This window comes from Acetomicrobium flavidum (assembly GCF_900129645.1).
GTDB classification, from domain to species: Bacteria; Synergistota; Synergistia; order Synergistales; family Acetomicrobiaceae; genus Acetomicrobium; species Acetomicrobium flavidum.
On sequence record NZ_FSQZ01000001.1, the window covers coordinates 1,152,235 to 1,177,948 of the forward strand.

Here is a 25,714-nt window from a genome sequence, read left to right on the forward strand (position 1 = left end):
AGAAGGACGACAGCGAGGAAAGATTGAGATGCCATTGATAGAAGTCGAAGACGTACGAAAGGTTTACAGGATGGACGGCGTGGAGTTCGAGGCCCTAAAGGGCGTTTCCTTCACGGTGGATAAGGGCGAGTTCGTCATAATCATGGGCCCTTCGGGGTCAGGAAAGTCGACCATCATGCACATACTTGGCGCATTGGACGTCCCCACTTCGGGAAGGTATGCCCTGGACGGCAAGGAGATAGCCAACATGACGAGGGACGAGTTGGCCCATGTGAGAAACAGGAACATTGGCTTCGTGTTTCAGGGCTTTAACCTGCTTCCAAGGATGAACGCCATGGAAAACGTGGAGCTGCCCATGCTTTATGCGGGCGTGTCCCCCAAGGAAAGAAAGGCAAAGGCCAATCAGGCCTTGGAGCTGGTCGGGCTGCTTGAATGGGCCTACCACAGGCCAAATCAGATGTCTGGAGGTCAGCAGCAGCGGGTTGCCATAGCCCGCGCCCTGGTAAACGACGCCCCGCTTCTTTTGGCCGACGAGCCCACGGGAAGCCTGGACTCGAAGACCGGCGCCCAGGTCATGGAGATGCTTCAAAGCTTAAACGAAACCAGGGGCATAACCGTAGTCTTGGTGACCCACGACAGCAACATAGCCAAATACGGCAAGAGGATCATACGGGTCCTTGACGGCCTCATATCGAGCGACGAATCGGAGGAAAAGGAAGAAAAGCAGGTGGCCCTGCGATGATATCTTTGATCGAAACGTCCAGGGTGTCCTTTAGGGCCATAGTTTCAAACAAGATGCGCTCGGGCCTCGCGATGCTTGGCATTGTAATAGGGGTGGGCGCAGTGATAGCGATGCTTGCCCTGGGTGCGGGAGCCACGATGCAGATAAAAAACGTCATGTCGAGCATGGGAAGCAACTTGCTCGTAATACGGCCCGGCACCGTTACCTCGGGCGGCATCCGTATGGGCGCCGGCAGCATCCCTTCGCTGACGCTTAGCGACGCCATGGCCATAAGGGAGGAATGTCCCTCCGTGGAAGAGGTCCTGGCCCAGTACTCAGGCACGGCACAGGTAGTCTACGGAAACCAAAACTGGTCAACCCAAATTTCAGGCGTCACCGAAGGAGTATTTGTGGTCAACGACTGGCAGCTGAAGTCGGGGCGCCCCTTCATGAATCAGGACATGAGAAGCGCTGCCAAGGTGGCCATACTGGGGTCGACCGTGGCGGAAGAGCTTTTTGGCTATTCCGACCCCGTCGGCGAGACGATCAGGATAAAAAACATACCCTTTCAGGTGATAGGGGTGCTCGAGTCCAAGGGCGAGTCGAGCTGGGGCAGGGATCAGGACGACGTAGTCATGGTTCCCGTCACGACGGCGCAGAAGAGGCTTTTTGGCATGCCAAGGCCAGACATGGTCTCCTCCATAACGGTCAAGGTGAGGTCCGAGGATCTGATGTCCAAGGCGCAGGAAGAGGTGACGTTTCTTTTGAGGCAGCGCCATAAGATATCAAATCCACAGGACGACGACTTCACCGTGAGAAACATGCAGCAGGCCATGGAGGCAGCCCAAGAGTCCATGAAGGTTATGTCGCTGCTTTTGGGCTCCATAGCGTCGGTATCGCTGTTGGTGGGCGGCATCGGCATAATGAACGTAATGCTCGTTTCGGTCACCGAGCGCACCAGGGAGATAGGCATACGCATGGCCGTAGGTGCAACTTCAAGGGACATAATGCTTCAGTTTCTGGTGGAATCGGGGATGCTTTCCATGACCGGCGGAGCGGTGGGGGTCTTTTTGGGGGCGCTGCTGTCCTACGTGCTGTCACACGCCTTCGGCTGGCAGACCGTGGTGCTTCCTGGCTCCGTGGCCTTGTCATTCGGCTTTTCCGCCATGGTCGGCATCGTCTTCGGCCTGTATCCAGCCTACAAGGCCTCGCTTTTAAACCCCATAGAGGCACTTCGGTACGAATGATATGCGTGGTGCCGGCTTGACCCTCGATTTCCTAGACCCTATAATAACAATTACAAATGGCACTATTTATTGGGCCTAATTATAGGGCCTAAAGGAGGGTTCACATGAAACAGGTCAAGGTTGGACTCGATGAATCGCACGTCAGATTGCTTGAACAGTTCAAGCGCTTCGGATTCAAGGACAAAAGCGAAATGGTTCGTTTTGCCCTGGATCTATATGTGAAGGATATGGCCAATCGACGTTTGCGCGAATCGGCGGCCCTTTACGCCCAAGTTTACGAAGAGGACGCCGAGACCCGAGAATGGATGAAGGCAAACACCGCGGAGTGGCCGTCATGAGCGTGTTAAAACGGGGGATGGTGATAGACATCGACCTTGATCCCACGAAGGGCTCCGAGACGGGGAAAGTTCGTCCCTGCGTGGTCGTTACCAACGACGTTTACAACGAGCGCGTTCCCGTTATTCAGGTGGTGCCCATAACGGCCTGGAGCGAAAAGAAGGCCAGGATCATCACAAACGTTGAAATAGATCCGACCCCCCGAAACGGGCTGACCAAAAAATCCGTCGCTGACTGCCTGCAGACCAGGCCCGTCGATTACGCCGAGCGCCTTGTCAGGGTGCGCGGCGAGCTTGAAGAGGACGCGATGTCAAAGATCGACGAGGCCCTAAAGGTCGTCTTTGGCCTGGATGTATAGGCTGCGGTATGAAACATTTTTACGGAGGTGTTTTAGGTGTTTATGACCCATACCTTGCGCACAAAGGCCCGCGAGGAGCTGATAGACATTACGCGTACGGTGGAGGAGGACGTGAGGTCTTCAGGCATAAAGGAGGGCTTATGTGTGGTTTACGTCCCCCATACGACGGCGGCCGTTACGGTAAACGAGCACGCCGATCCCGACGTCAGGCAGGACATATTAAAGCAGCTTAAGGTATTGGTTCCCAAGGATTGTGACTACTCCCACCTCGAGGGCAACTCCGACGCCCACATAAAGTCCAGCCTCATCGGCGCCTCGCAGGTCATACCCATCCATGATGGTCGTTTAATGCTTGGCACCTGGCAGGGCATATTTTTCTGCGAGTTCGACGGTCCAAGAAACAGGAGCTTTTATGTGACCCTAACTTGAGATTGCTTGTTGACCTGGTGGGCTATAAATTCTTACAATAGTAAAAGGATTCCCTATTCCGATTCATCATGAAATGATCAAGAATACGGGGGTGATTGTGTGAGGAGGATCATAGCGGGTTTGGTGATGGCTGCATTGATGTTCGGTGCCTCTGCGGCGATGGCTCAGGATACCATCAAGATAGGTTATCTGGCCGCGCTCACGGGCGACTGGGCCGCTTACGGGCAGACGGAGCTGAAATCGGCCCAATTGGCGGCAGAGGAGATCAATGCCAAGGGAGGCGTGTTGGGAAAGAAGCTCGAGATAGTGCCCTACGACTTCAGGACCAGGGCGGAGGATGCCGTGAACGCCGTGCGCAGGATGATAGAGCAGGATAAGGTGCTCGCCATAATAGGGGCCAACGGAAGCGGCATAAACATCGCCACGGCACCGGTGGTAAACCGAGCAGGGGTGTCTCAGATCGGCACCGTTTCGACCAACCCCCTGGTGACGGTGGACAACAACGGCAAGGTGCGTCCCTATTCCTTCAGGATATGCTTCACCGACCCCTATCAGGGAACTGTTCTGGCCTACCTTGCGGCCAAGGAGATGGGCAAGAAAAAGGCAGCCATACTCTACGACGTGGGAAATGAATACTCTCAGGGCCTTCGCGAGTTCTTCATGAAGTACTTCAAGGAATATGGCGGCCAGACCGTCAGCGATCAGGGATTCCGCGGCGGCGTTGACGTCGATTTCAGGGCACAGCTGACGGAGATCAGGAACTCCGGAGCTGACGTCCTGGTGCTTCCCAACATGGGCAAGGAGATGGCGCTAATAATCAAGCAGGCTAGGGAATTGGGCATGAAGGACCTGTTGATCATCGGCGGCGACGGATATGCCGAGTTCATGTGGGACATAGCCGGCGATGCCATGGAGGGCACCTATTGGGTCAACCACGTGGCCCCCGAGGACCCCGCCATGCAGCCCTTCTTTGAGGCCTACAAGAAAAAGTACAACGACGAATGCAAGGAGTTCGTAAACGGCGTCCTGGCCTACGACTCCGTGTACTGGCTGGCCGACGCCATAAAGAGGGCCGGCAAGGCCGACAGCAAGGCCATCAGGGACGCCCTTGAAAACACCACTAACCTTCAGCTCCATCACGCCGTGCTTACCGTCGACCCTACGGACCACAACCCCAAGGACAAGGACGCCGTCATACTCGTTTGCAAGGACGGCAAGGCCAGGTTCTTCAAGAAGATCAGGCCGCAATAATAAGATCGCTGAAACTGCCTTACCGGGGCGGGGTCGAATGCTCCTCGCCCCTCTTTTTAAAAAGACTGAGACGAGGTGAAGGCCTTTGGGAACGCTGGCCCAACAGCTCATTAACGGGATATCTCTGGGTTCCGTATATGCACTGATAGCCGTGGGGTACTCATTAGTATACTCCATACTCCTTTTTTCCAACTTTGCCCACGGCGGTTTTTTGGTCATCGGCGGCTACATATGCTATTACACCTTGACGGCTCTGGGAAACAACATCTGGGTGGCAGGCGGCCTTTCTTTGCTTGGCGCAGGCATAGCGGCCGTCCTGACCGAACGGATAGCCTACAAGCCCATACGGGAGCGCACCAATATTACCCTCTATCTTCTCATAGCGTCGCTTGGCATGAGCATAGTGATTGAAAACATATTCGTCATAGTCGCGGGCGGGCGCTTCAGGGCCCTTCCGCCCGTCATACCCACCAACCCCGTGCACCTCTTTGGGCTAACCACCACCAGCGCCTTCGATCTGCTTTCCTTGGTCGTGGCCTTCGTATTCTTGACGGGGCTTCAGCTTTTCATAGTAAAGAGCAAATGGGGGCTTGCCATAAGGGCAGCGGCCTTTGACCTCAAAACGGCAGGCCTCATGGGGATAAACGTGAATATGCTCATATCCATCGTGTTTTTCGTGGCGGGAGTGCTGGCGGCGGTGGGCGGCATATTTTTGTCCGTACGCTACACCCTCTATCCGCAGCTCGGCGGCATCACCATAAAGGCCTTCGTGGCAGCCGTGGTGGGGGGCCTTGGGTCCCTTCCCGGGGCGGTCGTCGGAAGCCTGATTCTCGGGCTTGCCGAGATGCTGACGGCAGGGTTCATATCAAGCCAGCTTCGAGACCTGGTCGTCTTCTCCCTTTTGGTGATAACGCTTCTGGTAAAGCCTACCGGGCTTTTCGGCAAAAAGCCCACGGAAAAGGTCTGAGGAGGATGGATGTATGGGCTACATTGGCGGAATAATCATCCTTCTGTGCATAAACTCCATAGCGGTCATGGGCGTATCGCTGCTCACGGGCTTTACGGGCATATTTAGCCTTGGACATGCCGCCTACATGGCCCTCGGTGCCTACACGGCCGGCATACTGACCGTCGAACACGGCGTCCACTGGTTTTTGGCGATACTTGCGGGGGGGCTTCTTGCCATGGTCGTGGCCTACCTCATAGGCATACCGACCTTGAAGCTGATGGGCGACTACTACGCCATAGCCTCCATTGGCCTGGTTGAGTCCATCAGGCTTATCCTGGAAAACTGGCAGTCGGTGACTCGCGGTGCCAGAGGTTACCCCGGCATTGAGGGCTTCACCACCCTGCCTGTGGCGGTGGCCTTCTTTTTGGTGATGGCCATCGTCATGGTACACCTGATAAACAGCCGTTACGGCAGGGCCTTCAAGGCCTGTCGCGACGATTACCTGGCCGCCTCCCTTCTGGGGTACAACACGGCCCGCTATAGGGTCTTGAGCCTGGCTGTTTCCGGGTTTTACTGCGGAGTTGCCGGGGCGCTTCTTGCCGGATTTATGTCCTTCATTCAGCCCGTGATGTTTGACATGATGAAGTCGACGGAGCTTACGTCCATGGTTGTCTTTGGAGGTTTGGGCTCCTTGAGCGGAACGCTTTTGGCTTCCGTCATCATTACGCTCGTCACCGAGCTCTTTCGTCCCATATCGCAGTACCGTATGCTCATCTACGGCGGGGTGCTCGTGGCCATCATGGTGTTGAGGCCCGAGGGCATCATGGGATCCAAAGAGCTGTGGAACCTGCGGAGAAAGAGGTGACGTCGGTGGCTTTGCTTGAACTTTCAGACGTAAGCAAGTTCTTTGGAGGCGTTAAGGCCGTCGATCGCCTGTCTTTTTCGATTGAAAAGGGCGAGACCCTTGGGTTGATAGGGCCAAACGGGGCCGGAAAGACCACCGTATTCAACCTGATCACGGGCCTTTATCCCCTGGACGGGGGAAGGATAGCCTTCAAGGGGGAAGACATATCACAGATGAAGCCCCACGAGATAATCCCCAAAGGGATTGCCCGCACCTTCCAGAACCTGCGCCTTTTTCCCAGGGCCTCAAGCGTTGAAAACGTCATGACGGCATGCAGAAAGGAATCCTACTCCTTCCTTGAAGCCTTGACCCACCTCGGCAGATGGAGGCACTGCGAGCAAAGGGCCATGGAACGGGCCATGGAGCTTTTGAAACTGGTAGGCATAGCCGACAGGGCCCACCAGGCTGCAGGCACCCTTCCATATGGCCACCAGAGAAAGCTCGAGATAGCTCGAGCCCTAGCCCTGGAGCCGGAGCTTTTGCTCTTGGACGAGCCTGCGGCGGGCATGAACCCCGAGGAGGTTGACGAGCTCAACGCCCTGATACGGCGCATCTCCGAGGAGCTTGGGATAACCATCATAGTGATAGAACATCACATGGAGCTCGTCATGGAGATATGCCCGAGGATAGTGTGCATGAACTTCGGGGCGAAGATCGCCGAGGGAAGCCCCGCCGAGATACAGAGCCACCCGGAAGTGCTTGCCGCTTACCTGGGGGAGGAGGTATAGACATGGCCGAACCCCTTTTGTCCGTTCAAAACCTTTCCGTCACATACGGGGCCATCAGGGCGCTTCACGGCGTCTCGATGGAAGTCTACAGGGGCGAGATAGTATGCGTCATTGGCGCCAACGGAGCAGGCAAATCGACCCTGCTTAACGCCATCATGGGAGTGGTGCGCCGGGAATCAGGAGAGGCGATCTTCGACGGCAAGCCCCTTGCCAAAAGGAGCTATCAGGTCGTGGCCCAAGGCGTATCGCTGGTGCCGGAGGGCAGGCGGATATTCAGCCCCCTCACCGTCCAGGAAAACTTGATGATAGGGGCCTTTCCGCGGAAGGACATGCGTCAAATTGAAGAAGACCTAGAATGGGTGTACGGCCTTTTCCCAAGGCTTCAGGAAAGAAAGGACCAGTACGCGGGCACCCTTTCCGGCGGAGAGCAGCAGATGCTCGCCATCGGGAGGGCCTTGATGTCGCGCCCCCGTTTGCTTCTCTTGGATGAGCCCTCCCTGGGCCTTGCCCCCATCCTGATAAGGGATATATTCAAGGAGTTAAAGCGCATCAACGGGGAGGGAGTGACCATACTCTTGGTCGAGCAGAACGCCAGGCAGGCCCTCATGCTTTCCAACAGGGGATACGTCCTGCAGACGGGTCGAATCGTGCTTCAGGGCCGCTCTCAGGACCTGCTGGTAAACCCCGACGTAACGGCCGCCTACCTGGGCAAGCTCAAGAAATAGCGGACGTAGGAACCACGCGTTGTCCGATATGTGTTGATACTTTATGCTAAATGAAGGATTATTTATTTAGAATTTTTTTAATTTTGCCCATTGCAAATAAGTATACATAGTGTTAATATCACCTAACACGAAACTATGGGCGATTATATGGGGAAACGATGATCCCTTTGCATCTACCTAAACGGGCGCAAGAGCGAAGGGTGAGAGAGTAGCGCGACCGGCCCCATCGAGGCGCTGATTTTAAATCAAGCGCTGCAATGGGGCCTTTGTTTTATGAAGCTTGAATGCGAAAGAGAGTGTGGCGGAAGTTATGGTTGTAAGTTTTTATTACGGGATCCTTCATGCTGCCTTTATTTTATGCCTGTATCTCATATTCATCTGGGGCATAGAAGACCTCTTGGTGGACATCTTCTATTGGACGAGGCAAATCTACCGAAGGCTTTTTGTATATACCAAATATCCCCGTCTGACCGTTGAGGATCTATACAAAAAAGAAGAGCAGTGGATTGCCATCATGGTCCCGGCGTGGCAGGAAGCCGGAGTGATCGGCAAGATGCTTGAGACGACGGTCAAACATCTGGATTACGATCGCTACGTCATTTTTTGCGGCACCTATGTAAACGACCCGGAGACTTCGCGCGAAGTTGATCTTATATCGGAAAAATGTCAGAAGGTCGTCAAAGCCACGGTGGCTCACCCGGGACCTACCAACAAAGCGGACTGTCTTAACTTCGTCGTCCGTGAGATACATTCCTATGAAGTGCAGCACGGAATAAGCTTTTCGGGATATGTCTTGCACGATAGCGAGGACATAGTCCACCCCCTGGAGCTGAAGCTCTTCAACTATCTGCTCCCTCGAAAGGACATGATACAAATTCCGGTCACGGCGCTGGAGCGCTCATGGAAGGATTTCGTGGCGTGCACTTACATGGACGAATTCAGCGAGTGGCACTTGAAGGACCTTTTAGTCAGAGAAAGACTGACCAAGACCATACCAAGCGCTGGGGTGGGTACCTGTTTTAGCCGGCGCGCCATATCTTTTCTGAAACAGAAAAACGGAGGCAGTCCTTTCCCCACTGATTCTCTGACAGAAGATTACGCAGTCGGATTGACGTTGGCGGAGGCGGGAATGGGTGGCATTATCTTATATTTCCCAATCGCTGTCCGGGGCAAGAAGGGCATAAGGAGGACAAGGAAGCTTTTCGTATCCGTATCTGAGTATTTCCCTGACACCTTTTGGACGGCCGTCAGGCAGAAAAGTCGCTGGATACTGGGCATTGCATTGCAGGGAGCCAAGACGTTCGGCTGGCGTGGAGATATATTCGATAAGTTCTTTCTGTACAGGGACCGTAAGGGCTTATTTACCTCTTTCGTTAATTTCCTGGCCAATATATTGTTTATCAATTACATGCTTTTGTTTGTTGGTCTTAGGCTTAATTTTTGCCTTCATATAACTATGCTATCCCTAGAACATTATTGATCTTTAACATATTTTTCCTGGCAAACAGATTATTGCACCGCGCATTGTTTGTCTTCTTGCTTTACGGTTGGAAGCAATCGCTTTTAAGCATACCACGAATTTTTGTGGTCAACTTTATAAATTTTTGCGCTACATTGAGGGCATTGAAGCTCTTCGGCGAGCATCTTTTATCGGGTAAGCCCCTGGTGTGGGATAAAACGCAGCACGTCTACCCGACCGAGGAACAGCTCGTCACCTACAGAAGACAATTGGGCGATATCCTATTGCAGTGGAAGTCCTTGCGGGAAGAGGACTTACGGGCTGCATTGCATGAGCAAAGGGAAAGCAACAAGTTATTGGGAGAAATATTGATGAAGCACAGGCTGATCGACGAGGATACCCTTTTTAAGGCGCTCTCCGAACAGTTGGGGTTGCCGTTGGTATCCCCCCATGAGATCAATGTGGCAGCGATAGCAGATGTATTGCCCAAGAAGTTATGCGCCGATTATCTCGTCTTTCCGGCCTCGATCGAGAAGGATGGGACGCTTCGGGTTGCCGTCACCAGGGCTGTTGCGCAGGAATGCCTGAACGAAATAAAGAAGCACTGGACGGGGCCACTAAAGTTTTGCCTGATGAAGGAAAGCGATATGCTCAATATACTGGGTGATCTTGCTCACATGGAAATGAGCAATCAAAACTAATATAGGGATGATACCATTCATGAGAAGGGCAGAAAGACATCTTATTGCACCATGTATCTGCATTCACGGCAAGGATATGCTGAGGTTGCTTGCCGTTTTTGCCTTTGCGTTGTTTTTTTTATTGCCCGACATCTTTACGCATGCACATGCCTCCACGCCTTCTGCCTATGACCTTTACGAAGCGGGCAGGACAGAGGAAGCAAAGGGCCTTGCCGAAGAGCTTTTGAAGAAAGATCCCAAAAACCACTCCCTCAGAATGCTTTATGCGGAAATACTGAGGAAAGAGGGAAAGCCCCTGGAGGCAAGAGAGCAGGTCACCAGGGCAATTTTGGGAGGCCTGCGTAACGGCTATACCCATTCGACGCGGGGCTATTTGTCGCTTGAACTGGGCGATCCGCAAGGGGCGTTTGAGGATTTTGAAAGGGCCCTCGAGTTTGACGACCTTTCCGAGGATGCTCGAGAAAACGTGCGCTTGAGCCTGGTTAACCTCTCCATCGAGCTTAACGATGCCGGTAAGGCGTTAAAATATATGGCCAATCATGACGACCCGAAGGTGTTTTACGGCGTCGCACGGCTCGTCTCAAACACAGTGTCGGGCAGCGGGTTAAGAAGTTATATGGACAGGTTGTCCAGCATGGCCCAATCGGATTCGCAGAGGGCGGAAGTGCTATGGGCGCTTGGAGAACACGAAAAAGCTCAGGGCAACCTTGAGGCCGCGGCGAAGCTGATGTCGGAGGCCATGTCCCTGTACCCCCGGTCGGCTACCCAGTACAGGCTGCTTTCGCTTGCCTACCTCTTTGTAGACCTTGACGAGGACGACATGGCTGCAAAGCTCTTCGACGAGGCCTTGTCCGATAACTGCGGGGCGTCTCCCGAAGCCTTGGCCGATGCCGCCTACGCCTTCAAAGGCGCAGGCAACAACAGAAAGAGCATGCATTATTTTACGAGGAGCATCAAAGCGTACAGAAACCGCGGCGAAAATGACGAGGAATCGAAGGGCTGGATTTACTCCCTTCGGCGCGAGAACTCCAACTTGGAACGACGATGGGGCATGTACACATCTTATTTTTACCAGGAGAACGGATACCCCGGCTATATTTTGGGCAGGACCGTCTCCGGAGGCGAAACTCAACAGATGTGGCAGGAGATCTACTATCAGATGATAAACGACAATGGCAGGCAGTTGTCCATGTATGTGTCTTACGGGTTGACCTTGAGCGCCGAAAACGACAATGAAGGTTGGGATACGGGGATGTACGTTCTGGGCATCAGGTACAAGCCTATGGGCGACGCAAACTTGAACATCGCCTTGGAAAGGCACTGGAAGCAGGACGAGCCTAACGACTGGCAGGTCCGCATGGGCTATTCATGGGACAAAGGGTCCGATTTGAACGTGACGGATCCCAGTTGGGATTATCTTTTTTATTACGGCGAGGTAGCCCACCTGTTGGATGAAGGGCGGACCTTTGGGGTGGTAGAGTGTAGGGCTGGCAGAAGCACGCGTTTGGGAGGGGAAAGGGGAAAGGCCGTCTTTACGCCTCACCTCTTTTTCCGCGGCGATTACGACAGCGATCCTATTGCCTTCGAGGGCATCGATTCATCCGATGAGGAATGGGCCTTGAGCATTGGCCCGGGCTTGATGTGGAGGATATGGTACAGGGAAGACGATTATCATGCGCCACGTTCGTACCTCGACATCATCTTTCAATACCGTTTCAAGCTAAGCGATGCGGATAGGGCTGAAGGCCTATCCATCAGGATAACCAATGCCTTTTGATGGTTTAAAATTTTATCATAAATCCTTCCTTAAAATAAAATCTCTTTAAAAATATATTGTACTTAATCATTATCATACCTCCTAATTTCATTTTCATAGATGTAGATAATTTTTCTGAGGCCAGAACTATTTCACTGGATTATGGTAGCTTCATCATATTTGATATAATCTTTTCTATTGCTAGTTATTGCTTTTTACAAGCTATAAGACGATATTATATATTGATATTACACAAAATATATGATATTGGCTTCTTCCCCTAAAATTCCCCTGCAGGAATTGAAATAGAGCCATAAATTACTTGCCACGATGCCAAATATTTGGTATATATTTTGCATCTAAACCTCGAAAGGGGATTTTGTACTTATAATGACTCACGAAAGTACACTATGGCATAAAAAACTCCAATTAGGCCAAATATTGATCGAGCAAGATTGTATTCATGCAGAACAACTTGAAATGGCCCTTAAGGAGCAAAGTGTTACTAATCTCCGCCTTGGCGAAATTCTCGTCAAAAATGGATGGATTACGGAGAAAAATTTGATCGAGGCCATCTCAAAACAGACGGACTTGCCCTTTGTCTCTCTATCCATGTTTCATCCTATGAAAGAGGCAGTTGATGCCATTCCCGAAAATATGGCAAGGAGGCTTGAATTAGTTCCTCTCTATATTGACGAAAATTCTCGCAGGATAGTCTTGGCTGTTTCAGATCCTTTCAATATATTGGCTCTTGATGAGATAAGGATGACAACAGGAATGGATGTTGACATAATGATAGCCACCCTTTCCGATATCAAACGTGCGATAGATTGTTTTTACAGCGTCAAGTCTAGCGTCGAGCAAGCTTTGATCGAGGTCGTCGAAGAAGTAAAAACGGAGTTCGATCTGTCGAAGGATCAAGAAGCAGGTTCTATCGACGATGCTCCCGTGGTAAAGCTTGTTAACACCGTATTGGGGCAGGCTGTCGAAGCAGGCGCATCCGATGTCCACATGGAACCCTTCGAAGCTGAGACACGGGTCAGATATAGGGTAGATGGAGTTTTATTTGATATGCTAACCTTTCCCAGACATCTTCACGCCTCTGTTTCGTCGCGCATAAAAATAATGTCTGGCATGGACATTGCTGAGAAGCGCCATCCTCAAGACGGGAGAATGTTCCTTCGCGCAGCGGGCAGGCGCATCGACATAAGGGTCTCGAGCCTTCCCGCCATTTACGGCGAAAAGCTGGTCATGCGCTTGCTCGATCAGGCCACGGCCATGGTGGGCCTGGAAAAGCTCGGGCTGGATCCCGAGGAGAGAGTGGTCCTGGACAAGATCATAGGGGCACCTTACGGCATCATATTGGTAACGGGGCCGACGGGGAGCGGAAAGTCGACCACCCTTTATTCAATACTGCAGACCCTTAACTCCTACGACGTGAACATCACGACGGTGGAGGACCCCGTCGAGTACACCATTGCGGGGGTCAACCAGGTGCAGATAAACGAAAAGGCGGGCCTTACCTACGATACTGTCTTAAGGTCCATTTTACGTCAGGATCCAGACATAATATTGGTAGGTGAAATGCGTGATACCGAGACGGCCCAATTAGCAGTGAGGGCGGCCCTCACGGGACACTTGGTGCTGTCGACGCTTCACACCAACGACGCCCCAAGCTCCATCATAAGGATGGTAGACATGGGAATTCCCCCCTTCCTCGTGTCCTCTTCCGTGGTCGCCGTGATGGCGCAGAGGCTGGTCAGAAAGCTATGCCCCCGCTGCAAGGCGCCCTACGAGCTGCCGCAGGACGTGGCCGAAAGCCTGGGTCTTGACGGCTTCACGACCGTCTACAAGCCCGTGGGCTGTGATGAATGCCGCGGCACGGGCTACAGGGGAAGGACGGCGATCTTTGAGATAATGAAAATGTCAGAAAGGCTGAAGCATGCCGTAATGAAGAACACTTCTTCAGATGAGCTCGGCATGATTGCCATAGAAGAAGGCATAACCACATTGCGCGCTTCAGGCACAAGAAAGGTAATACAGGGAATAACTAGCCCTCATGAAGTACTGTCGATAACATTGAGATGACAGAGGTATTATAATGTCACTACGGTTTGAAATCCAAGACCTGTTCTCAGAAGCCTCAAGGAGAAATGCGAGCGATATTCATATATCCGTAAATGTTCCTCCTATATTTCGTGTAGACGAACAGCTACGTCGCATCGATCATCCTCCGTTGTCGGTTGAGGATGTCAAGATGATATTATCCAGGCTGATCTCTGATCTTCAGTTTAAGCGTTTTTACAGCGAAAAGGAACTCGATTTCAGCTTTAATTTTCCTTTAGGCAATGGAGAAACCATTCGCTTTAGGGGAAATTGTTTCTTTGAGAGAGGCAATATTGCTATTGTCTTAAGGCTCATCCCACAAGAGATTCGCCTCATAAAAAATCTCCTCCTTCCATCTCAAATTCAGGAAGTGGCGAAAAAACGCCGAGGTCTTTTCCTCGTCACGGGCCCATCGGGACACGGTAAATCTACCAGCCTTGCGGCCATAATACAGGAGATAAATTTAACAAGGAACTGCCATATAGTAACCATAGAAGACCCAATCGAATATATGTTTACCTCGGTGAAATCACTGATACATCAGAGGGAAATAGAAGTGGACGCTGCAAGCTTTGCAGAAGCACTAAAAAGGACCTTGCGTCAGGACCCGGATGTCATAATGATAGGGGAGATGAGAGACCTGGATACGACAAGGGCCGCCATAACGGCAGCCGAAACAGGACATCTGGTATTGAGCACGCTTCATACCCCCGATAGTTCCCAAAGCATTGACAGGATTTTGGACATTTTCCCGGCTTATCAGCAGGACCAGGTTAAGCTGCAGCTGGCTAACATCTTGATAGGAGTCTGTTCACAACAACTCATTCCACTTTTGGAAGGCGGCAGAATAGTGGCGACGGAGTTGATGTGGGCTGTACCGGCAGTGTGCAATTGCATAAGGGAAAGGAAGATCCATGGCATAAAAAACATCATACAAACAGGGCTGGACCAGGGCATGCACACCATGGACCAGGACCTAATCCGTTTGGTAAAAGAGGGCAAACTGCCCAAAGATCTTGCTGCTTCTTACGCCTTGGAGCGGAAGGAATTTAACAGGATGCTTTATTTATAGAAAGGTCAAGCGATATGGCTTACAGCTACAGAGCAAGGAGTAAAGAAGGAAAGATAATTAGGGGAAATCTTGAAGCCTGTTCCGAAGTTGAAGTTATTCAGTGGTTGAAAGAAAGATCATTTTATCCCATAGAAATCGTGAAGATTAGGACATCAAGGGGTAAGATTCTAAGGGATAGCCTGCAAATCATGCCACCTGTAAGGCTGAAGGATAAGGCCATATTTTTTCGACAGTTGGCCACTATGCTTCAGGCAGGCATTACCTTGGGCAGCGCCTTGGACATGATAGCAAAACAGACTCAAAACTATCGCTTATCCCAAGCCATAAGGGATATAAAGATAATGGTCGACAAGGGCGCATCCCTACACGTTGCTATGGCCACAAGAAAGGAATTTTCAAATCTCATGATTGCTATAGCTAGGGCCGGGGAGGAGGGGGGGATATTAGAGTCAAGCTTAGACAGGCTTGCAACCTTCCTAGAACGCCAGGATGAGCTGAGGAAAAAGATCCTGTCTGCCTCGATCTATCCGGCTGTGGTTATGTGCTTTGCCCTTTTCGTCGTATTGTTGTTAGTCACGGTGATAATGCCGAAGTTCGCCAGTGTCCTTGCGAACTTAAACGTCCAGCTCCCCTTGCCCTCCAAGGTTATTTTGGGTTTTTCCATATGGTTGAGCTGTTACTGGTATTTGCCTCTATTTATAGTTTTGTTTTTGGTTTTGGGAATATACATCCTTTCGAGAAGAAAAGAGACTAAGGCAAGGCTCGATGCTTTAAGGCTAGGGCTACCCCTTTTCGGTGATATATGGAAAAAGACAGTACTAGTCAGGACGTTTAGGACATTTGCTGCCCTTGTCCAAGCAGGTGTTCCTATTCTTTCGGCCTTAGAAATGACGGGAGGTGTTTCGGGAAGTGTCCTCGTCGAAGATGCCTTTGCACAACTGGCCGACCAGGCAAAAAGAGGTGTTTCTCTTGGTGAAGCGGCAAAAAAGATAGCAATTATACCCCCACTACCCACCTACATGATGGCCATAGGCGAGCAGACGGGCAGGCTTGAGATAATGGTGGATAAGGTGGCTGATTGGTTTGAGTTTGAGCTTGATGAAAAGATTAAATGGCTTACGTCTATACTTGAACCCCTGCTTATAGTCTCTGTAGGCGGAGTGGTGGCCTTGGTTGTGTTTGCCGTATTCATGCCCATAATTGGTTCAATTCAGGGTTTACTAAATGGTTTTTAGTTGATAATATATCCTATATAAAAAATATTTTAAGACATATAATATTATTTACAACATATATAATATAATATCAATCTATTCAGTATATAAATGATTATTATATTATTGTATAACAATATTTAATATTTTCTTGAGAAAGGATGATTTAATTGAACAGCAATGTCATAAGAAAGTTTAAAAAAAGCAGATCAAAAGAAGGTTTTACTCTTGTTGAAATTTTGGTTGTCATGATAATCATTGGAATATTAGCTAGTGGGATGGCTCTAGTAGCTGGAGGAAGCAGAGATATTGCCGAAGCAACGAGAATAGCGAGTGATCTTAAAAATGCAAAGGTGGCAGCTATGATGTGGGTCGTTGATGATCCAAATGGAGCTAACGTCAATACTTGGAAGAGTGAAGCTCATACCTATCTCGATAGATATCTTGATAAACCGATATCTACTAACGATAATTATAAATTTGAAACAATTACGCTCAATGATAGGGATGTTTGGTTATTAGGATATAACTTATCTGGCGTAAGAGAGGGCGTGATAAAGAAGTTAGCTGAGCAAGCGGAATCTGTGGGTCTATTTGAAAAAGTTGAGACCAATAACGCTCAGTCGCTTGCTACCTTCAAAGGTGGGGATGATAGCAACAAAGTGATCTATGTAATTGTCCAATAGCTATTGTGAATTGATATGACACGGCGCGGTTTTTCGCTGATAGAAGCTTTGGTGGCGATGATCTTTATCCTTGTCGCGCTGATACCAATGACAGCCATGTCTGCAGCAATAAATAAGCTTTATACAACTTCGGCCGCTAGGGAACGAGCCATGTTGCTTGCCTTGCAAAAGTTAGATGAGCTTGAGGCAGAAAGGTCAACCGAGTTATTCGGCGGATCTCAAATAGTGGATTGCTATAACATGACCTGGACTATTGGAAATCCACTACATGGACTTAGGGAAGTCAAGCTTACTATTACCTGGGACGATGGGCATAGCAAGCTTGAGATCATAAGACAGGTGAGTACTGGTGCAGACAACATCTCAACTTAGATTGCGCAAGGGTTTTGTGCTAGTTGAAGTACTTGCGTCTATCGTCATTGCGTCTATTGTTGGCATCTCTGTAGCGGAGCTTGTTTCGCTCTTTCTCAAACAGCTAGATCAGGTAACAGACCTTGTAACGGCTCGTCAACGCGGAGAAATGATTTTATCTCAATTGGAGCTACCTGTGCTTCGTGCAGGTTTGTTCATGCCAAATACTCCTGATGTCTTTATCTCAACATTTAAAGTTGGTTCGATGGATTTGGTTAAAGGCGCCCTGCAAAAGGTCGTTGTAGGCTGGAACAAGCCTGTCTTTTTATGTGAAGCAGTTGATGGGAAGGAGACAAAATATTTCAAAAAAATGGGCATCGTTTACTCTTTAGATTCGAGCATCGGAATATTGACCGAACGCGATGTTGAGGCGGGACAAGAGGTTTCCCTTAAATTGTCCTCACCATGTCCAGGTGATCAATTGAGGGCAGCAACCACTTTGATAGGCACTGACTGCTGGGTTACATTTTCAGGTTGCGAGACACCCTATCTCATTAAGGCCATAAATAATGTTAATAAAAGCTTAACCGTTATGGCGTCCCGTAGAGATTTGATACCACTTTTCTCGGAGCTTCAATATGTCCGGGCTTTGTGTGCCTATGTTGATTTCCCCGGCGGGGCATCTCCAAGTTTTTGCCTCCAGGATGTAACGCGTGGTTCTGCACAACCCATAGCAGACAGCATATCTCAAGTGCTTTTTTCTTTTGATGAGTATAGCAAGATATTGTCGGTTTATTTGTTAATCAGAGGAAATCATAGATTTTCGAGGCAGATCACACAGGGCGATGTCAGCGGTTGGCCTATTAATGACACTATAACTGATGAGGATAGGCATTATAGATTGATTGCTATGGCTGCCTCCTGGAGGGTTAGAAACTGGCTCGAAGAAAGGCAGTAGTTTTACCTCTGGTTTTGATAGCATTCTCTTTAACAAGCGTTTTAGTGGCAGCGTGTTTTTATATTGTTGGAAACTATTATTTAAGCGCTAACCAGATGATGATGGGCAATCTTCTTTATAATGCCGCAGTGAACGGCATTGAGGAAGGGAAAGGATGGGTTAATTCAAACGTGAAGTCAGGAAGATTTCCTCGCTGGGTGGACAAAAATGGTGACGGATTGCTTTCGTCAAACGATAAACCTGACGACGCTGCTCATGTTTACGAAGCGCTTATAGCCAAGGTTGGATCAACGGATAGAGGAATTCTTAACATCACGACCGAATACGGGATCAAGAAATGTGTGGTAGTTTACGACCTGGCCTACGAGCCCGCTTTGGACTTGGCCTATGAAAAGGGATTTCCCCCGCGTATTCGCCCGCAGGTCGAGGAAGGTGATGATGTCTTCGAGAGTGAGGACAAAAAATGGATGGACAAATATATTACTAAAAACAATGTAGGGATTTATCTTATACGATGTACCGCTACATATAAAGAAAGAACTTGCACCATTGAACAGGCATTTACAATAAGGGAGTAGTCGTGATGGTAAATGTCGATCTAAGGCCGAACGAAATCAAGGTGGTCGAAGGAAAGAAGATTGACCTTTCAAGGGTTATTGCTTTGACGTTAATTGTTGTATTTGTGGTCGTATCGTGTTTTGTAATCATCTATGACTTTTTTATTATGAAGAGACTTGCAACGGAAAGGCAAATCCTTGAAGCCGATACAAAAAAGCTGATCCTCGAGAATAAGAAGTTGGATAGCTATCTAGCGGAAGTTGACGCACAGTTGGACCTTTATGAGAACGCTCTGACTCTGCTGAAAGAAGATATCCTTTCCATTGAATTTCTTACTGCTCTTGTGGCTGCATTGCCAGATAATGTATGGCTTACAGGTTTGAAAGTTGTTTCGGGAAGAGCTGACGTAAATGGTTATGCCTTTGCCGAAAACGATATAGCTGCCTTTGCTTTAAAGCTTCTTAATGTAAATGTAGTTAGATCTATAAGTCCCTTGGTGACTTCAAAGGGGGAAGAGAGGAACTTAGAAGTTCAAGGGCATACTACAGTAAAGTTCAACTTTTCTTGCATTTTAGAAGACCTTGTTTCAATTCAGGATCCTGTCAAGGGAGCTGAAGGCGATGAAGATAAGCACTAAAAAAACGCTCATCATTTTCGTCTTTTGCCTTTTAATTGGAAGTTTTTTATGGTTTCAATATGCTTTATGTTCAAACATCATAATAAAAAAGGCGGCCATAGCAAGTCTATCTAAAGAAAAGGCAACCTTAAGAGAGGCTATATCGCGAAAGTATGCTTTGCTTATTGCCTATAAAGATGTTGTTCAAAAAGTAGGAACGTTCCAGTTTTCTTTTCCGACAGACAATGTTGCTTTTTTCGCCGCATTAGAGGGGATTATGGCAAGCAGCAGCCTAAAGATTATAGCAATAAATCCCATTAGTCGGTCTTGCGCTGATTACGTGACGGCAGTTAGAGTGACATGCGAGGGTGATTGCTACGAGTTACTAGATGCTATTTCCCGAATGCGGAATAGCAAGATGATCATGCGTCTTTCTTCTTTGGAAATAACTGAAAAAGACAAGGATTGCGTAAGGGCAGATATATTGATAGAAACCATTATACATAGGAAGTGAAAGGTTGTGAGAGGAGCCTGGAAAGATGGTCTCTATTCTTTGTGGCAAGAGCTTCTTTATGGGGGCGAGGGCATGCGCTTTTTGCGCATCCTTTTGGCCATTTGCTTCGTCGCAGGAATTGGATGGTCAATATATCTCTACAAACAAATTGTCTGGCCTTCTCGCTTGACCTTTATCGAGATACCGATTGCCAAATCAGCGATTGAGCTGGATCAAAAGCATGTAGATCTTGTTAAGGGTTTTGAGGAAATTGCAGATATACGATCAATAAACTTGGGTATGGCTGATTTAGCTTCAACACTGACCAGGCATGCCTTTAGCGAGCCTCCGATGCCGGTAGTGCAAGAGGCGGTGGTAAAGGAGGCTGCGCAAAGGGATAAGGCTCCTTCTTTGGCGGTGGAGCAAGTGTATTTGCCTCCCCACATGGAAGTTCGCGCCATCATGATATTGGATAAAAGGCCGATGGCGCTGATGAACATCGAGGGCGAGGGCGACGGCCTTATAGTCTCGCCGGGTTACAGGTTCGGAGACGGACGGGGCAGGGTAGTGAGCATTACCCAGACGAAGGTGGTGGTATTATGGGCAGGAACGAGCATGGAATTGGGGTTATAGGCGTTATGATGATGAAAAAAATTGCTCTGATAGTCGCTGCCATGCTTTTCTGTTTTGCTGTCGCTAGCTTCATGTCAGGGCAGGCCTTTGCCCAAACGTCCTCGAGCACGACTGCAGCCGACGATAAAAACGGGAAGCTTGCCGAAAATGCGGCTGTATTTGGAGGAATCGTGATCCATCAGGCAGGGTCGAATTTGCTTTTGATCGAGATAAAGGGGGTCAATTTGCCCGCTCCGAAGATAACGACTTCCGACTCGGGCCACATGGTATTTTTCTTCGAGGGAGCTTCCATACCGGCCGAGAGGTGGACGAGAAGCTACGCATTTCCCCTTTTAAACGGGGTTGAAGTGGTCAACGTGGAAGGCGGGCTTGAGCTGCGGCTTTTTACCACCCAGCTTCTCGAGGTGAAGGAGATGACGGGCACGCCTCCTGCGCCTCTTTACAGGTTGCAGCTTAGGGTTCCCGGCCAGGAAGTGAGCGAGCTTCCCAAGAAAGAGGAAAATCCCTTTCCCTTGGCGCTCCAGACAGGCCCGAAGGATCCCATGTCCATCACGTCGCCGGTGACGCTTGAGCTTAGGGATACGGAGCTTAAGGACCTCTTGAGGCTGCTTGCGAAGTTCATGAAATTGAACGTGATAATAGATCCGTCCGTGCCGCCAAACACCGTCACGCTGAGCGTAAAGGACGCTCCGCTTCGCGAGGTCCTGTCCTACGTCATGCGGATGAACAACTTGAATTACGCCGTCATGGGAAACACTGTGATCTTTGGTACCCCCGAAAGCCTTGGCAAGTCGCTGGGGATGGAGCAGACGAGGTCCTTTAAGATCGCCTATGCCGATCCTAAGCAAGTCCCAACGATCCTTCAAAGCATGGTCGGGGCCACTAACGTTACAGTTGACGAGAGGCTCAGGACCGTGTACGTGACGGGAAGGCCGGACAACTTGCGGGATGCCGAATATTTGCTTCAAAGGATAGACCATCCCGGACGTCAGGTCATGCTTCAGGCTCGCCTTATTGAAGTGAGGGACACAGGCAGGAAGGAGCTTGAAAGCATCATCGATGCCGTCTACAAGCACTGGTGGTTTTCCTACGGGGCGGGCGGCGGCTCCATAGGCTATGCCAATGCGAGCGAACCCGACAAGTTCGATCCCGACGACGACAGGCCGACCTCGCCTCAGGACGTAGGCCTCGTTGACATAACCAACGGCACGCTCAGGCTTTTGGATGTTGGCATAAGAAACCTGGTCGAATCCAACAAGGCAGATATTTTGGCAAGCCCTTCGGTCGTTACCGTGGACGGGCAGAAGGCCTCGATCGCGTTGACCACCAACGTCAAATACATATCCGAACGCGACGATGCTGGTAACCCGATATACAACGAGGAGCGAGTTGGTCCTAAGCTCGATTTTACTCCCGTCGTGGGCAGGGACAACACGGTCACCATAAACGTAACCATCTCGACCGGCGAAGTGGTGGAGTGGAGGTCGGGAGGCATGGGAGAGGAAGTCCCCGTCACGAGCTCCCGCGACGTCACCACCATGGTCAGGGTGAAAAATGGCGAGCCCTTCGTGATTGGCGGCCTTTTCGACAAGAAAAAGACCGACACGGTTTCCAGAGTTCCTGTACTGTCCGATATTCCTCTGCTGGGGGAGATATTTAAGACCCGCACGAAGCGCGACGAGGAATCTGAGGTCGTCACTGTCGTGGTGCCATACATCCTTGACGTTCCGGATACCGCCATAGAGATGAGCGAGCTTGGAAGCTTGAGCCCGGGTGTCACAAAGAAGTGACGTTGCTCCCTTGATGAAGCAGGTTGTTTGCAAGAGGCCCTTTGCCGATAGGCAGGGGGCCTTTTTCGTATCTAAAGGCTTTGTGATGACGATTGATATCCAAATGAAATGGCTGCATAAGACCGCATCGTTCTTTTGCCAGTATCATAGTTTACCTGGATATAAATTGGTGTTAAAATAAATGAACAGAAATTACATTTTCATGCCTTTTCTGAGGGGGGATTGGAAATGGCAAAGGAGAAGGTGTGGTTTGCCGACGCCAACGCGGCAAACTGGGTGGAGTCTCTCGTCGCAAAGGCAAAGGACCTCTTTTACGAAGCCAAGCTCAACGAATGCATCGAAAAAGGAGACAGCGTAGCCATAAAGATACACTTCGGCGAATGGAACAGGACAAGGTGCCTGCGTCCCGAGCTGGTTGCAGCCATAGTCGAGGAGGTCAAGGCCTGCGGTGGAAGGCCCTTCGTATGCGACACGACTACGCTTACCTATCATCCCTACAGCTCCAGGTTCATCGGAAACCTCGCGCTTGAGACAGCCGCAAGGCACGGATTTACCGAGGCCTCCATGGGCTGCCCCGTCGTGGTGGCCGACGGCTTTTCGGGAGATGACGACGTGAGGGTGGAGGTCCCGACGGGCGTCCTGCTCAAAGAGGCTTACGTCGCTGCAGCCATAGCGCATGCTGACGCCATGATAAACCTGGCCCACGCAAAGGGGCACCCCGTCGCTTCCTTCGGCGGATGCATCAAGAACATCGGCATAGGCGGTCAGTCCAAACGGGGCAAGTATCACGAACACTTAGCCCACTGGGGAAGCCCCGAGGACTTCCTGGGATGGCCCGCAAGGCACCCCGAGAAATGCCTTGGCCTGGATTGTCCCTTCCACAAGCTGTGCGAGGATTCCTGCCCCAGGGGAGCATATCACATCGACGAAAAGGGACATCACTTCGATGCGGAAAAGTGCTGGCTGTGCTATTCCTGTCAGATAACGTGCATGTTCACGGGGCATGAGTGCATGGTCTTCACCCCCGATTACTTCCCCTATGCGCAGATAGCCATGGCGGATGCGGCCAAGGGCGTCATGCTCACCTTCGAGGAGGGCAAGGTCGGACATATGGCCTACTGCATAGACGTGGATCCCAACTGCGACTGCATCCCCTGGGCTACGCTTCCAGTTGTTCCCGACATCGGCGTGTTCGCCTCCAAGGACCCCGTAGCCATAGATGCCGCCATACTTGACATGATCGATGCCGCTCCCGCCTATCCCGGCGGTGCCAACAAGGCCCTCGAAAACGTCCAGGGCGGCTACAAACAGGGACAGGACAAGTTCGCGATCACTCAAGGCACGTCTCCAAGATACCAGCTTACCGCAGGAGTCAAAAACGGATTGGGCAAGATGGAATACGAGATCGTGCCCTACACGCCTCCCTACAACGAAGAGCACATCGCAAAGTGGCAGATCAGGCCGACGCCTACGACCCTCATCCAGCGGGAGATGTGGAAGAAGCGCGACTTCGTGCTCGAGGCTGCGCCCTATAAGAGGGTTCCCTTTGAGGAGAAGCCGAGCCATGAGGAGTTCAAGGCAGGCGACAGGAAGGAATATCTGAAGAAACTTCCCGTCAAGGAATGGGCTGACGCCGTAGGAAAGGACTAACCACATGTCTGTCGTGAATTTTGTGGGCGCAAGGGAGCGGTGCAGCTCTTCAAGGCTGCTCGAGCGCTTCAAGGGAACCTTGAAAAAAGGCGAGCTTCAGGGCCTATTTTCCCAAGGCGAGCTGGTTGCCGTTAAGTTCGAGGCCGGTGAAAGGGATAACCTCAGATATGTGAGGCCCTTGCTCGTCAAGGCAGTGGTCGACGTGGTTTACTCCCTGGGAGGACAGCCGCTGTTGGTCGATACCTTGAGCATGGGCTCAAAGGCCTCGGAAGTGGGCCGCAGGTGGCTTGAGGCGGTGGTGCTGCACGGCTTTGACGTGACAAGCCTGGGCAAAAGCCCCATGCTGGCCGACGGATATACGGGCGAGGAGGAGATGCTTGTCCAGGTCGACGGCGAGGAGCTCGGTGGGGTGGAGATAGCCAGGGCCGTTGCGGAATCGCAGGCGCTCGTCGTAATCTCTCACGTTACTGCCCATCCCTTTGCCGGCCTGTCCGGGGCGCTGGTTTCCTGCGGAGTGGGTTGTGCGTCTTTGAGGGGAAAGGAAAGGATCCATGCTCCCTTGCGCCCTCTATTTGTGCAGGATCGCTGTGACGGGTGCGGGCAGTGCGAAAAACATTGCCCGCACGATGCAGTGCGCTTGAAGGACGACAGGCCTTCCCTGGACGACAAAAGGTGCAAAGGCTGCGCCTACTACTGCACGGCCGCATGCCCCGTAGGCGCAGTCGTCATAGACGGCCGGTCGGCCAGGCGCTTTCAAAGGCGCGTCGTCGATTCCGCCTTGGCCGTCACAGGGGCATTGCAGGGTAAGGTCTATTATGTAAACATCCTGATGGACGTGTGTCCCTACCCGGATTGCTATCCCTTTTCGGACGTCCCCTTCGTCTCGGACAGGGGAATTTTGATGTCCCATGACCCCGTGGCCCTCGACAGCGCCACCTTGAATGTCTTGGACGAATCTTCCGGCATTCGGGGCAGCATTGCCGAGGAAAGCGAAAGCCTGGGTTCGAGCGATGACAAGCTGCTTCGCATAACCGGGGTTGACCCGACATCTATGATCGCCTATGCTAAAAAGTTGGGCATGGGAAGCGACAGCTTTGAGATCCGTAAGGCGTAAAGCGGGGGTGTGATCATGAACGCCGACATCGAAAGAGAACAGTTTGAGGCCATGAAATCGAAGGTGAGGGAAGAGGCCCTTAAGGCCAAAGGCCCAATGGCGATGGCCTTGAAGGACATTCGTCATAAAATAGCAATACTTAGCGGCAAGGGCGGCGTGGGCAAGACCGTCGTCACCGTTAACCTGGCCTCGGCCTTGAAGAAAAAGGGTTACGAAGTCTGCATCTTCGACGCCGACCTTCACGGGCCTGCCGTGCCCAAGGCGTTGGGGCTGTACGGCAGGATGGACGTGGTAAGCGAACACGATCACCCCGGCCATCATGACCTTCGCTTTAATCCCTTATTGTCGTCCAACGGCATAAAGGTCGTTTCGGTGGCCTCCATGTGGGCATCGCAGGATCAGCCCATAATGTGGAAGGGAGCCCACAAGATGCGCGCCATACGGCAGCTCATCGCATCGGTCAACTGGGGAAGGGCTGACTTCCTTTTGGTAGACCTTCCACCGGGAACGGGAGACGAGGTCCAGACGGTCATGAGGTCCATACCCAAGCTGGATGGCATGATAGTGGTGACGACCCCGCAGGGGCTTTCCACCATGGTCTGCACCAGGGCCATAAGCGCCGCCAGGGAGCTGGAGGTTCCTTTGCTTGGCCTGGTGGAAAACATGAGCTGGCTCAAATGCCCGTCCTGTGCCACGGAGATGTATCCCTTCGGCAAGGGGCAGGGAGAAAAGCTTGCCCGCCTCATGGAGATACCCTTTTGGGGAAAGATACCCATAGAGCTTGAGATGGGGGAATGCGTCGACGAGGGTGTCCCCTTTGTCGACGAAAAGCCCGACTCCGATTTCAGCAAGGCCATGGACAAGATCGTATCGAAATTGATGGAATCCCTTGGAGAGAATTGATGTGTC

The 25,714-nt window shown here is 50.9% G+C and carries 27 protein-coding genes; all 27 read left to right on the forward strand.

Going from position 1 to position 25,714, the window contains the following annotated elements:
* Positions 1 to 28 precede the first annotated feature (28 nt).
* The 27 genes from BUQ78_RS05925 (at position 29) to BUQ78_RS06055 (ending at position 25,708) form a co-directional block, all read left to right on the forward strand.
* Positions 29 to 742, forward strand: coding sequence for an ABC transporter ATP-binding protein (locus tag BUQ78_RS05925; protein WP_074199578.1), 714 nt, complete (start codon positions 29 to 31; stop codon positions 740 to 742).
* On the forward strand, positions 739 to 1,968 hold the full coding sequence (locus BUQ78_RS05930; RefSeq protein ID WP_074199579.1) for an ABC transporter permease: 1,230 nt from the start codon (positions 739 to 741) through the stop codon (positions 1,966 to 1,968). The genes BUQ78_RS05925 and BUQ78_RS05930 overlap by 4 nt, the downstream gene beginning before the upstream one ends.
* A gap of 104 nt (positions 1,969 to 2,072) precedes the next feature.
* Positions 2,073 to 2,306: a hypothetical protein gene (locus BUQ78_RS05935; RefSeq protein WP_014807823.1), complete on the forward strand. Its 234-nt coding sequence runs from the start codon at positions 2,073 to 2,075 to the stop codon at positions 2,304 to 2,306.
* Positions 2,270 to 2,662 carry a type II toxin-antitoxin system PemK/MazF family toxin gene (locus BUQ78_RS05940; RefSeq protein WP_200779696.1) on the forward strand — a complete coding sequence of 131 codons (393 nt, stop codon included), beginning with the start codon at positions 2,270 to 2,272 and terminating at the stop codon, positions 2,660 to 2,662. The genes BUQ78_RS05935 and BUQ78_RS05940 overlap by 37 nt, the downstream gene beginning before the upstream one ends.
* 42 nt (positions 2,663 to 2,704) lie before the next feature.
* The gene (locus BUQ78_RS05945; RefSeq protein ID WP_074200182.1) at positions 2,705 to 3,091 is read left to right on the forward strand and encodes a secondary thiamine-phosphate synthase enzyme YjbQ; all 387 of its coding nucleotides are present in this window, start codon (positions 2,705 to 2,707) and stop codon (positions 3,089 to 3,091) included.
* 99 nt (positions 3,092 to 3,190) lie between these two features.
* Entirely contained in the window at positions 3,191 to 4,342 is a 1,152-nt protein-coding gene (locus tag BUQ78_RS05950) for an ABC transporter substrate-binding protein (RefSeq protein ID WP_074199581.1), read from the forward strand.
* 85 nt (positions 4,343 to 4,427) lie between these two features.
* Positions 4,428 to 5,309, forward strand: coding sequence for a branched-chain amino acid ABC transporter permease (locus tag BUQ78_RS05955; RefSeq protein WP_074199582.1), 882 nt, complete (start codon positions 4,428 to 4,430; stop codon positions 5,307 to 5,309).
* Between the two features lie 13 nt (positions 5,310 to 5,322).
* Positions 5,323 to 6,156, forward strand: a complete 834-nt coding sequence (locus BUQ78_RS05960; protein WP_074199583.1) for a branched-chain amino acid ABC transporter permease — start codon at positions 5,323 to 5,325, stop codon at positions 6,154 to 6,156.
* A gap of 5 nt (positions 6,157 to 6,161) precedes the next feature.
* Positions 6,162 to 6,923 carry an ABC transporter ATP-binding protein gene (locus BUQ78_RS05965; RefSeq protein ID WP_074199584.1) on the forward strand — a complete coding sequence of 254 codons (762 nt, stop codon included), beginning with the start codon at positions 6,162 to 6,164 and terminating at the stop codon, positions 6,921 to 6,923.
* A gap of 2 nt (positions 6,924 to 6,925) precedes the next feature.
* The gene (locus tag BUQ78_RS05970) at positions 6,926 to 7,648 is read left to right on the forward strand and encodes an ABC transporter ATP-binding protein (RefSeq protein ID WP_074199585.1); all 723 of its coding nucleotides are present in this window, start codon (positions 6,926 to 6,928) and stop codon (positions 7,646 to 7,648) included.
* Between the two features lie 310 nt (positions 7,649 to 7,958).
* On the forward strand, positions 7,959 to 9,128 hold the full coding sequence (locus tag BUQ78_RS05975; RefSeq protein WP_074199586.1) for a glycosyltransferase family 2 protein: 1,170 nt from the start codon (positions 7,959 to 7,961) through the stop codon (positions 9,126 to 9,128).
* A gap of 32 nt (positions 9,129 to 9,160) precedes the next feature.
* Complete coding sequence (locus tag BUQ78_RS05980) at positions 9,161 to 9,808, forward strand: cyclic di-GMP-binding domain-containing protein, MshE-related (protein WP_143228343.1); 648 nt, start codon at positions 9,161 to 9,163, stop codon at positions 9,806 to 9,808.
* Positions 9,809 to 9,827: 19 nt separating this feature from the next.
* Positions 9,828 to 11,585 (forward strand): NfrA family protein, encoded by a 1,758-nt coding sequence (locus BUQ78_RS05985; protein WP_074199588.1) that lies wholly within the window; start codon positions 9,828 to 9,830, stop codon positions 11,583 to 11,585.
* A gap of 369 nt (positions 11,586 to 11,954) precedes the next feature.
* Entirely contained in the window at positions 11,955 to 13,652 is a 1,698-nt protein-coding gene (locus BUQ78_RS05990; RefSeq protein WP_074199589.1) for a GspE/PulE family protein, read from the forward strand.
* A 13-nt stretch (positions 13,653 to 13,665) separates the two neighbouring features.
* A complete protein-coding gene (locus tag BUQ78_RS05995) occupies positions 13,666 to 14,742 on the forward strand; it encodes a type IV pilus twitching motility protein PilT (protein ID WP_074199590.1) in 1,077 nt (358 codons plus the stop codon).
* Between the two features lie 14 nt (positions 14,743 to 14,756).
* Positions 14,757 to 15,977, forward strand: coding sequence for a type II secretion system F family protein (locus BUQ78_RS06000; protein ID WP_074199591.1), 1,221 nt, complete (start codon positions 14,757 to 14,759; stop codon positions 15,975 to 15,977).
* 149 nt (positions 15,978 to 16,126) lie between these two features.
* Entirely contained in the window at positions 16,127 to 16,642 is a 516-nt protein-coding gene (locus BUQ78_RS06005) for a type II secretion system protein (protein WP_074199592.1), read from the forward strand.
* A gap of 15 nt (positions 16,643 to 16,657) precedes the next feature.
* The gene (locus BUQ78_RS06010; RefSeq protein WP_074199593.1) at positions 16,658 to 17,014 is read left to right on the forward strand and encodes a type IV pilus modification PilV family protein; all 357 of its coding nucleotides are present in this window, start codon (positions 16,658 to 16,660) and stop codon (positions 17,012 to 17,014) included.
* Positions 16,992 to 17,951 (forward strand): PilW family protein, encoded by a 960-nt coding sequence (locus BUQ78_RS06015; RefSeq protein WP_074199594.1) that lies wholly within the window; start codon positions 16,992 to 16,994, stop codon positions 17,949 to 17,951. The genes BUQ78_RS06010 and BUQ78_RS06015 overlap by 23 nt, the downstream gene beginning before the upstream one ends.
* A gap of 197 nt (positions 17,952 to 18,148) precedes the next feature.
* Positions 18,149 to 18,529, forward strand: a complete 381-nt coding sequence (locus BUQ78_RS10140; protein WP_318259536.1) for a hypothetical protein — start codon at positions 18,149 to 18,151, stop codon at positions 18,527 to 18,529.
* A gap of 5 nt (positions 18,530 to 18,534) precedes the next feature.
* The gene (locus BUQ78_RS06025; RefSeq protein ID WP_318259538.1) at positions 18,535 to 19,146 is read left to right on the forward strand and encodes a PilN domain-containing protein; all 612 of its coding nucleotides are present in this window, start codon (positions 18,535 to 18,537) and stop codon (positions 19,144 to 19,146) included.
* Positions 19,130 to 19,639 carry a hypothetical protein gene (locus tag BUQ78_RS06030; protein ID WP_074199597.1) on the forward strand — a complete coding sequence of 170 codons (510 nt, stop codon included), beginning with the start codon at positions 19,130 to 19,132 and terminating at the stop codon, positions 19,637 to 19,639. Before BUQ78_RS06025 ends, BUQ78_RS06030 begins: the two co-directional genes overlap by 17 nt.
* A gap of 6 nt (positions 19,640 to 19,645) precedes the next feature.
* On the forward strand, positions 19,646 to 20,251 hold the full coding sequence (locus tag BUQ78_RS06035) for a hypothetical protein (RefSeq protein ID WP_074199598.1): 606 nt from the start codon (positions 19,646 to 19,648) through the stop codon (positions 20,249 to 20,251).
* On the forward strand, positions 20,218 to 22,041 hold the full coding sequence (locus tag BUQ78_RS06040) for a secretin N-terminal domain-containing protein (protein WP_074199599.1): 1,824 nt from the start codon (positions 20,218 to 20,220) through the stop codon (positions 22,039 to 22,041). Before BUQ78_RS06035 ends, BUQ78_RS06040 begins: the two co-directional genes overlap by 34 nt.
* A gap of 228 nt (positions 22,042 to 22,269) precedes the next feature.
* Entirely contained in the window at positions 22,270 to 23,691 is a 1,422-nt protein-coding gene (locus BUQ78_RS06045; protein WP_074199600.1) for a DUF362 domain-containing protein, read from the forward strand.
* A gap of 4 nt (positions 23,692 to 23,695) precedes the next feature.
* Positions 23,696 to 24,805 (forward strand): DUF362 domain-containing protein, encoded by a 1,110-nt coding sequence (locus BUQ78_RS06050; protein WP_074199601.1) that lies wholly within the window; start codon positions 23,696 to 23,698, stop codon positions 24,803 to 24,805.
* Between the two features lie 15 nt (positions 24,806 to 24,820).
* Positions 24,821 to 25,708 carry an Mrp/NBP35 family ATP-binding protein gene (locus BUQ78_RS06055; protein WP_074199602.1) on the forward strand — a complete coding sequence of 296 codons (888 nt, stop codon included), beginning with the start codon at positions 24,821 to 24,823 and terminating at the stop codon, positions 25,706 to 25,708.
* The last annotated feature ends 6 nt before the right edge of the window (positions 25,709 to 25,714 follow it).

Excerpts from the sequence above, each read along its gene's own strand:
- BUQ78_RS06000 (WP_074199591.1), top strand. The coding sequence starts at position 14,757 with ATGGCTTACAGCTACAGAGCAAGGAGTAAAGAAGGAAAGATAATTAGG.
- BUQ78_RS05935 (WP_014807823.1), top strand. The coding sequence starts at position 2,073 with ATGAAACAGGTCAAGGTTGGACTCGATGAATCGCACGTCAGATTGCTT.
- BUQ78_RS05990 (WP_074199589.1), top strand. The coding sequence starts at position 11,955 with ATGACTCACGAAAGTACACTATGGCATAAAAAACTCCAATTAGGCCAA.
- BUQ78_RS06010 (WP_074199593.1), top strand. The coding sequence starts at position 16,658 with ATGACACGGCGCGGTTTTTCGCTGATAGAAGCTTTGGTGGCGATGATC.
- BUQ78_RS06055 (WP_074199602.1), top strand. The coding sequence starts at position 24,821 with ATGAACGCCGACATCGAAAGAGAACAGTTTGAGGCCATGAAATCGAAG.
- BUQ78_RS06045 (WP_074199600.1), top strand. The coding sequence starts at position 22,270 with ATGGCAAAGGAGAAGGTGTGGTTTGCCGACGCCAACGCGGCAAACTGG.
- BUQ78_RS05985 (WP_074199588.1), top strand. The coding sequence starts at position 9,828 with ATGAGAAGGGCAGAAAGACATCTTATTGCACCATGTATCTGCATTCAC.
- BUQ78_RS05995 (WP_074199590.1), top strand. The coding sequence starts at position 13,666 with ATGTCACTACGGTTTGAAATCCAAGACCTGTTCTCAGAAGCCTCAAGG.
- BUQ78_RS05940 (WP_200779696.1), top strand. The coding sequence starts at position 2,270 with ATGGATGAAGGCAAACACCGCGGAGTGGCCGTCATGAGCGTGTTAAAA.
- BUQ78_RS06030 (WP_074199597.1), top strand. The coding sequence starts at position 19,130 with ATGAAGATAAGCACTAAAAAAACGCTCATCATTTTCGTCTTTTGCCTT.
- BUQ78_RS05975 (WP_074199586.1), top strand. The coding sequence starts at position 7,959 with ATGGTTGTAAGTTTTTATTACGGGATCCTTCATGCTGCCTTTATTTTA.
- BUQ78_RS06025 (WP_318259538.1), top strand. The coding sequence starts at position 18,535 with ATGGTAAATGTCGATCTAAGGCCGAACGAAATCAAGGTGGTCGAAGGA.
- BUQ78_RS05970 (WP_074199585.1), top strand. The coding sequence starts at position 6,926 with ATGGCCGAACCCCTTTTGTCCGTTCAAAACCTTTCCGTCACATACGGG.
- BUQ78_RS06040 (WP_074199599.1), top strand. The coding sequence starts at position 20,218 with ATGGGCAGGAACGAGCATGGAATTGGGGTTATAGGCGTTATGATGATG.
- BUQ78_RS06050 (WP_074199601.1), top strand. The coding sequence starts at position 23,696 with ATGTCTGTCGTGAATTTTGTGGGCGCAAGGGAGCGGTGCAGCTCTTCA.
- BUQ78_RS05930 (WP_074199579.1), top strand. The coding sequence starts at position 739 with ATGATATCTTTGATCGAAACGTCCAGGGTGTCCTTTAGGGCCATAGTT.
- BUQ78_RS05945 (WP_074200182.1), top strand. The coding sequence starts at position 2,705 with ATGACCCATACCTTGCGCACAAAGGCCCGCGAGGAGCTGATAGACATT.
- BUQ78_RS05960 (WP_074199583.1), top strand. The coding sequence starts at position 5,323 with ATGGGCTACATTGGCGGAATAATCATCCTTCTGTGCATAAACTCCATA.
- BUQ78_RS05925 (WP_074199578.1), top strand. The coding sequence starts at position 29 with ATGCCATTGATAGAAGTCGAAGACGTACGAAAGGTTTACAGGATGGAC.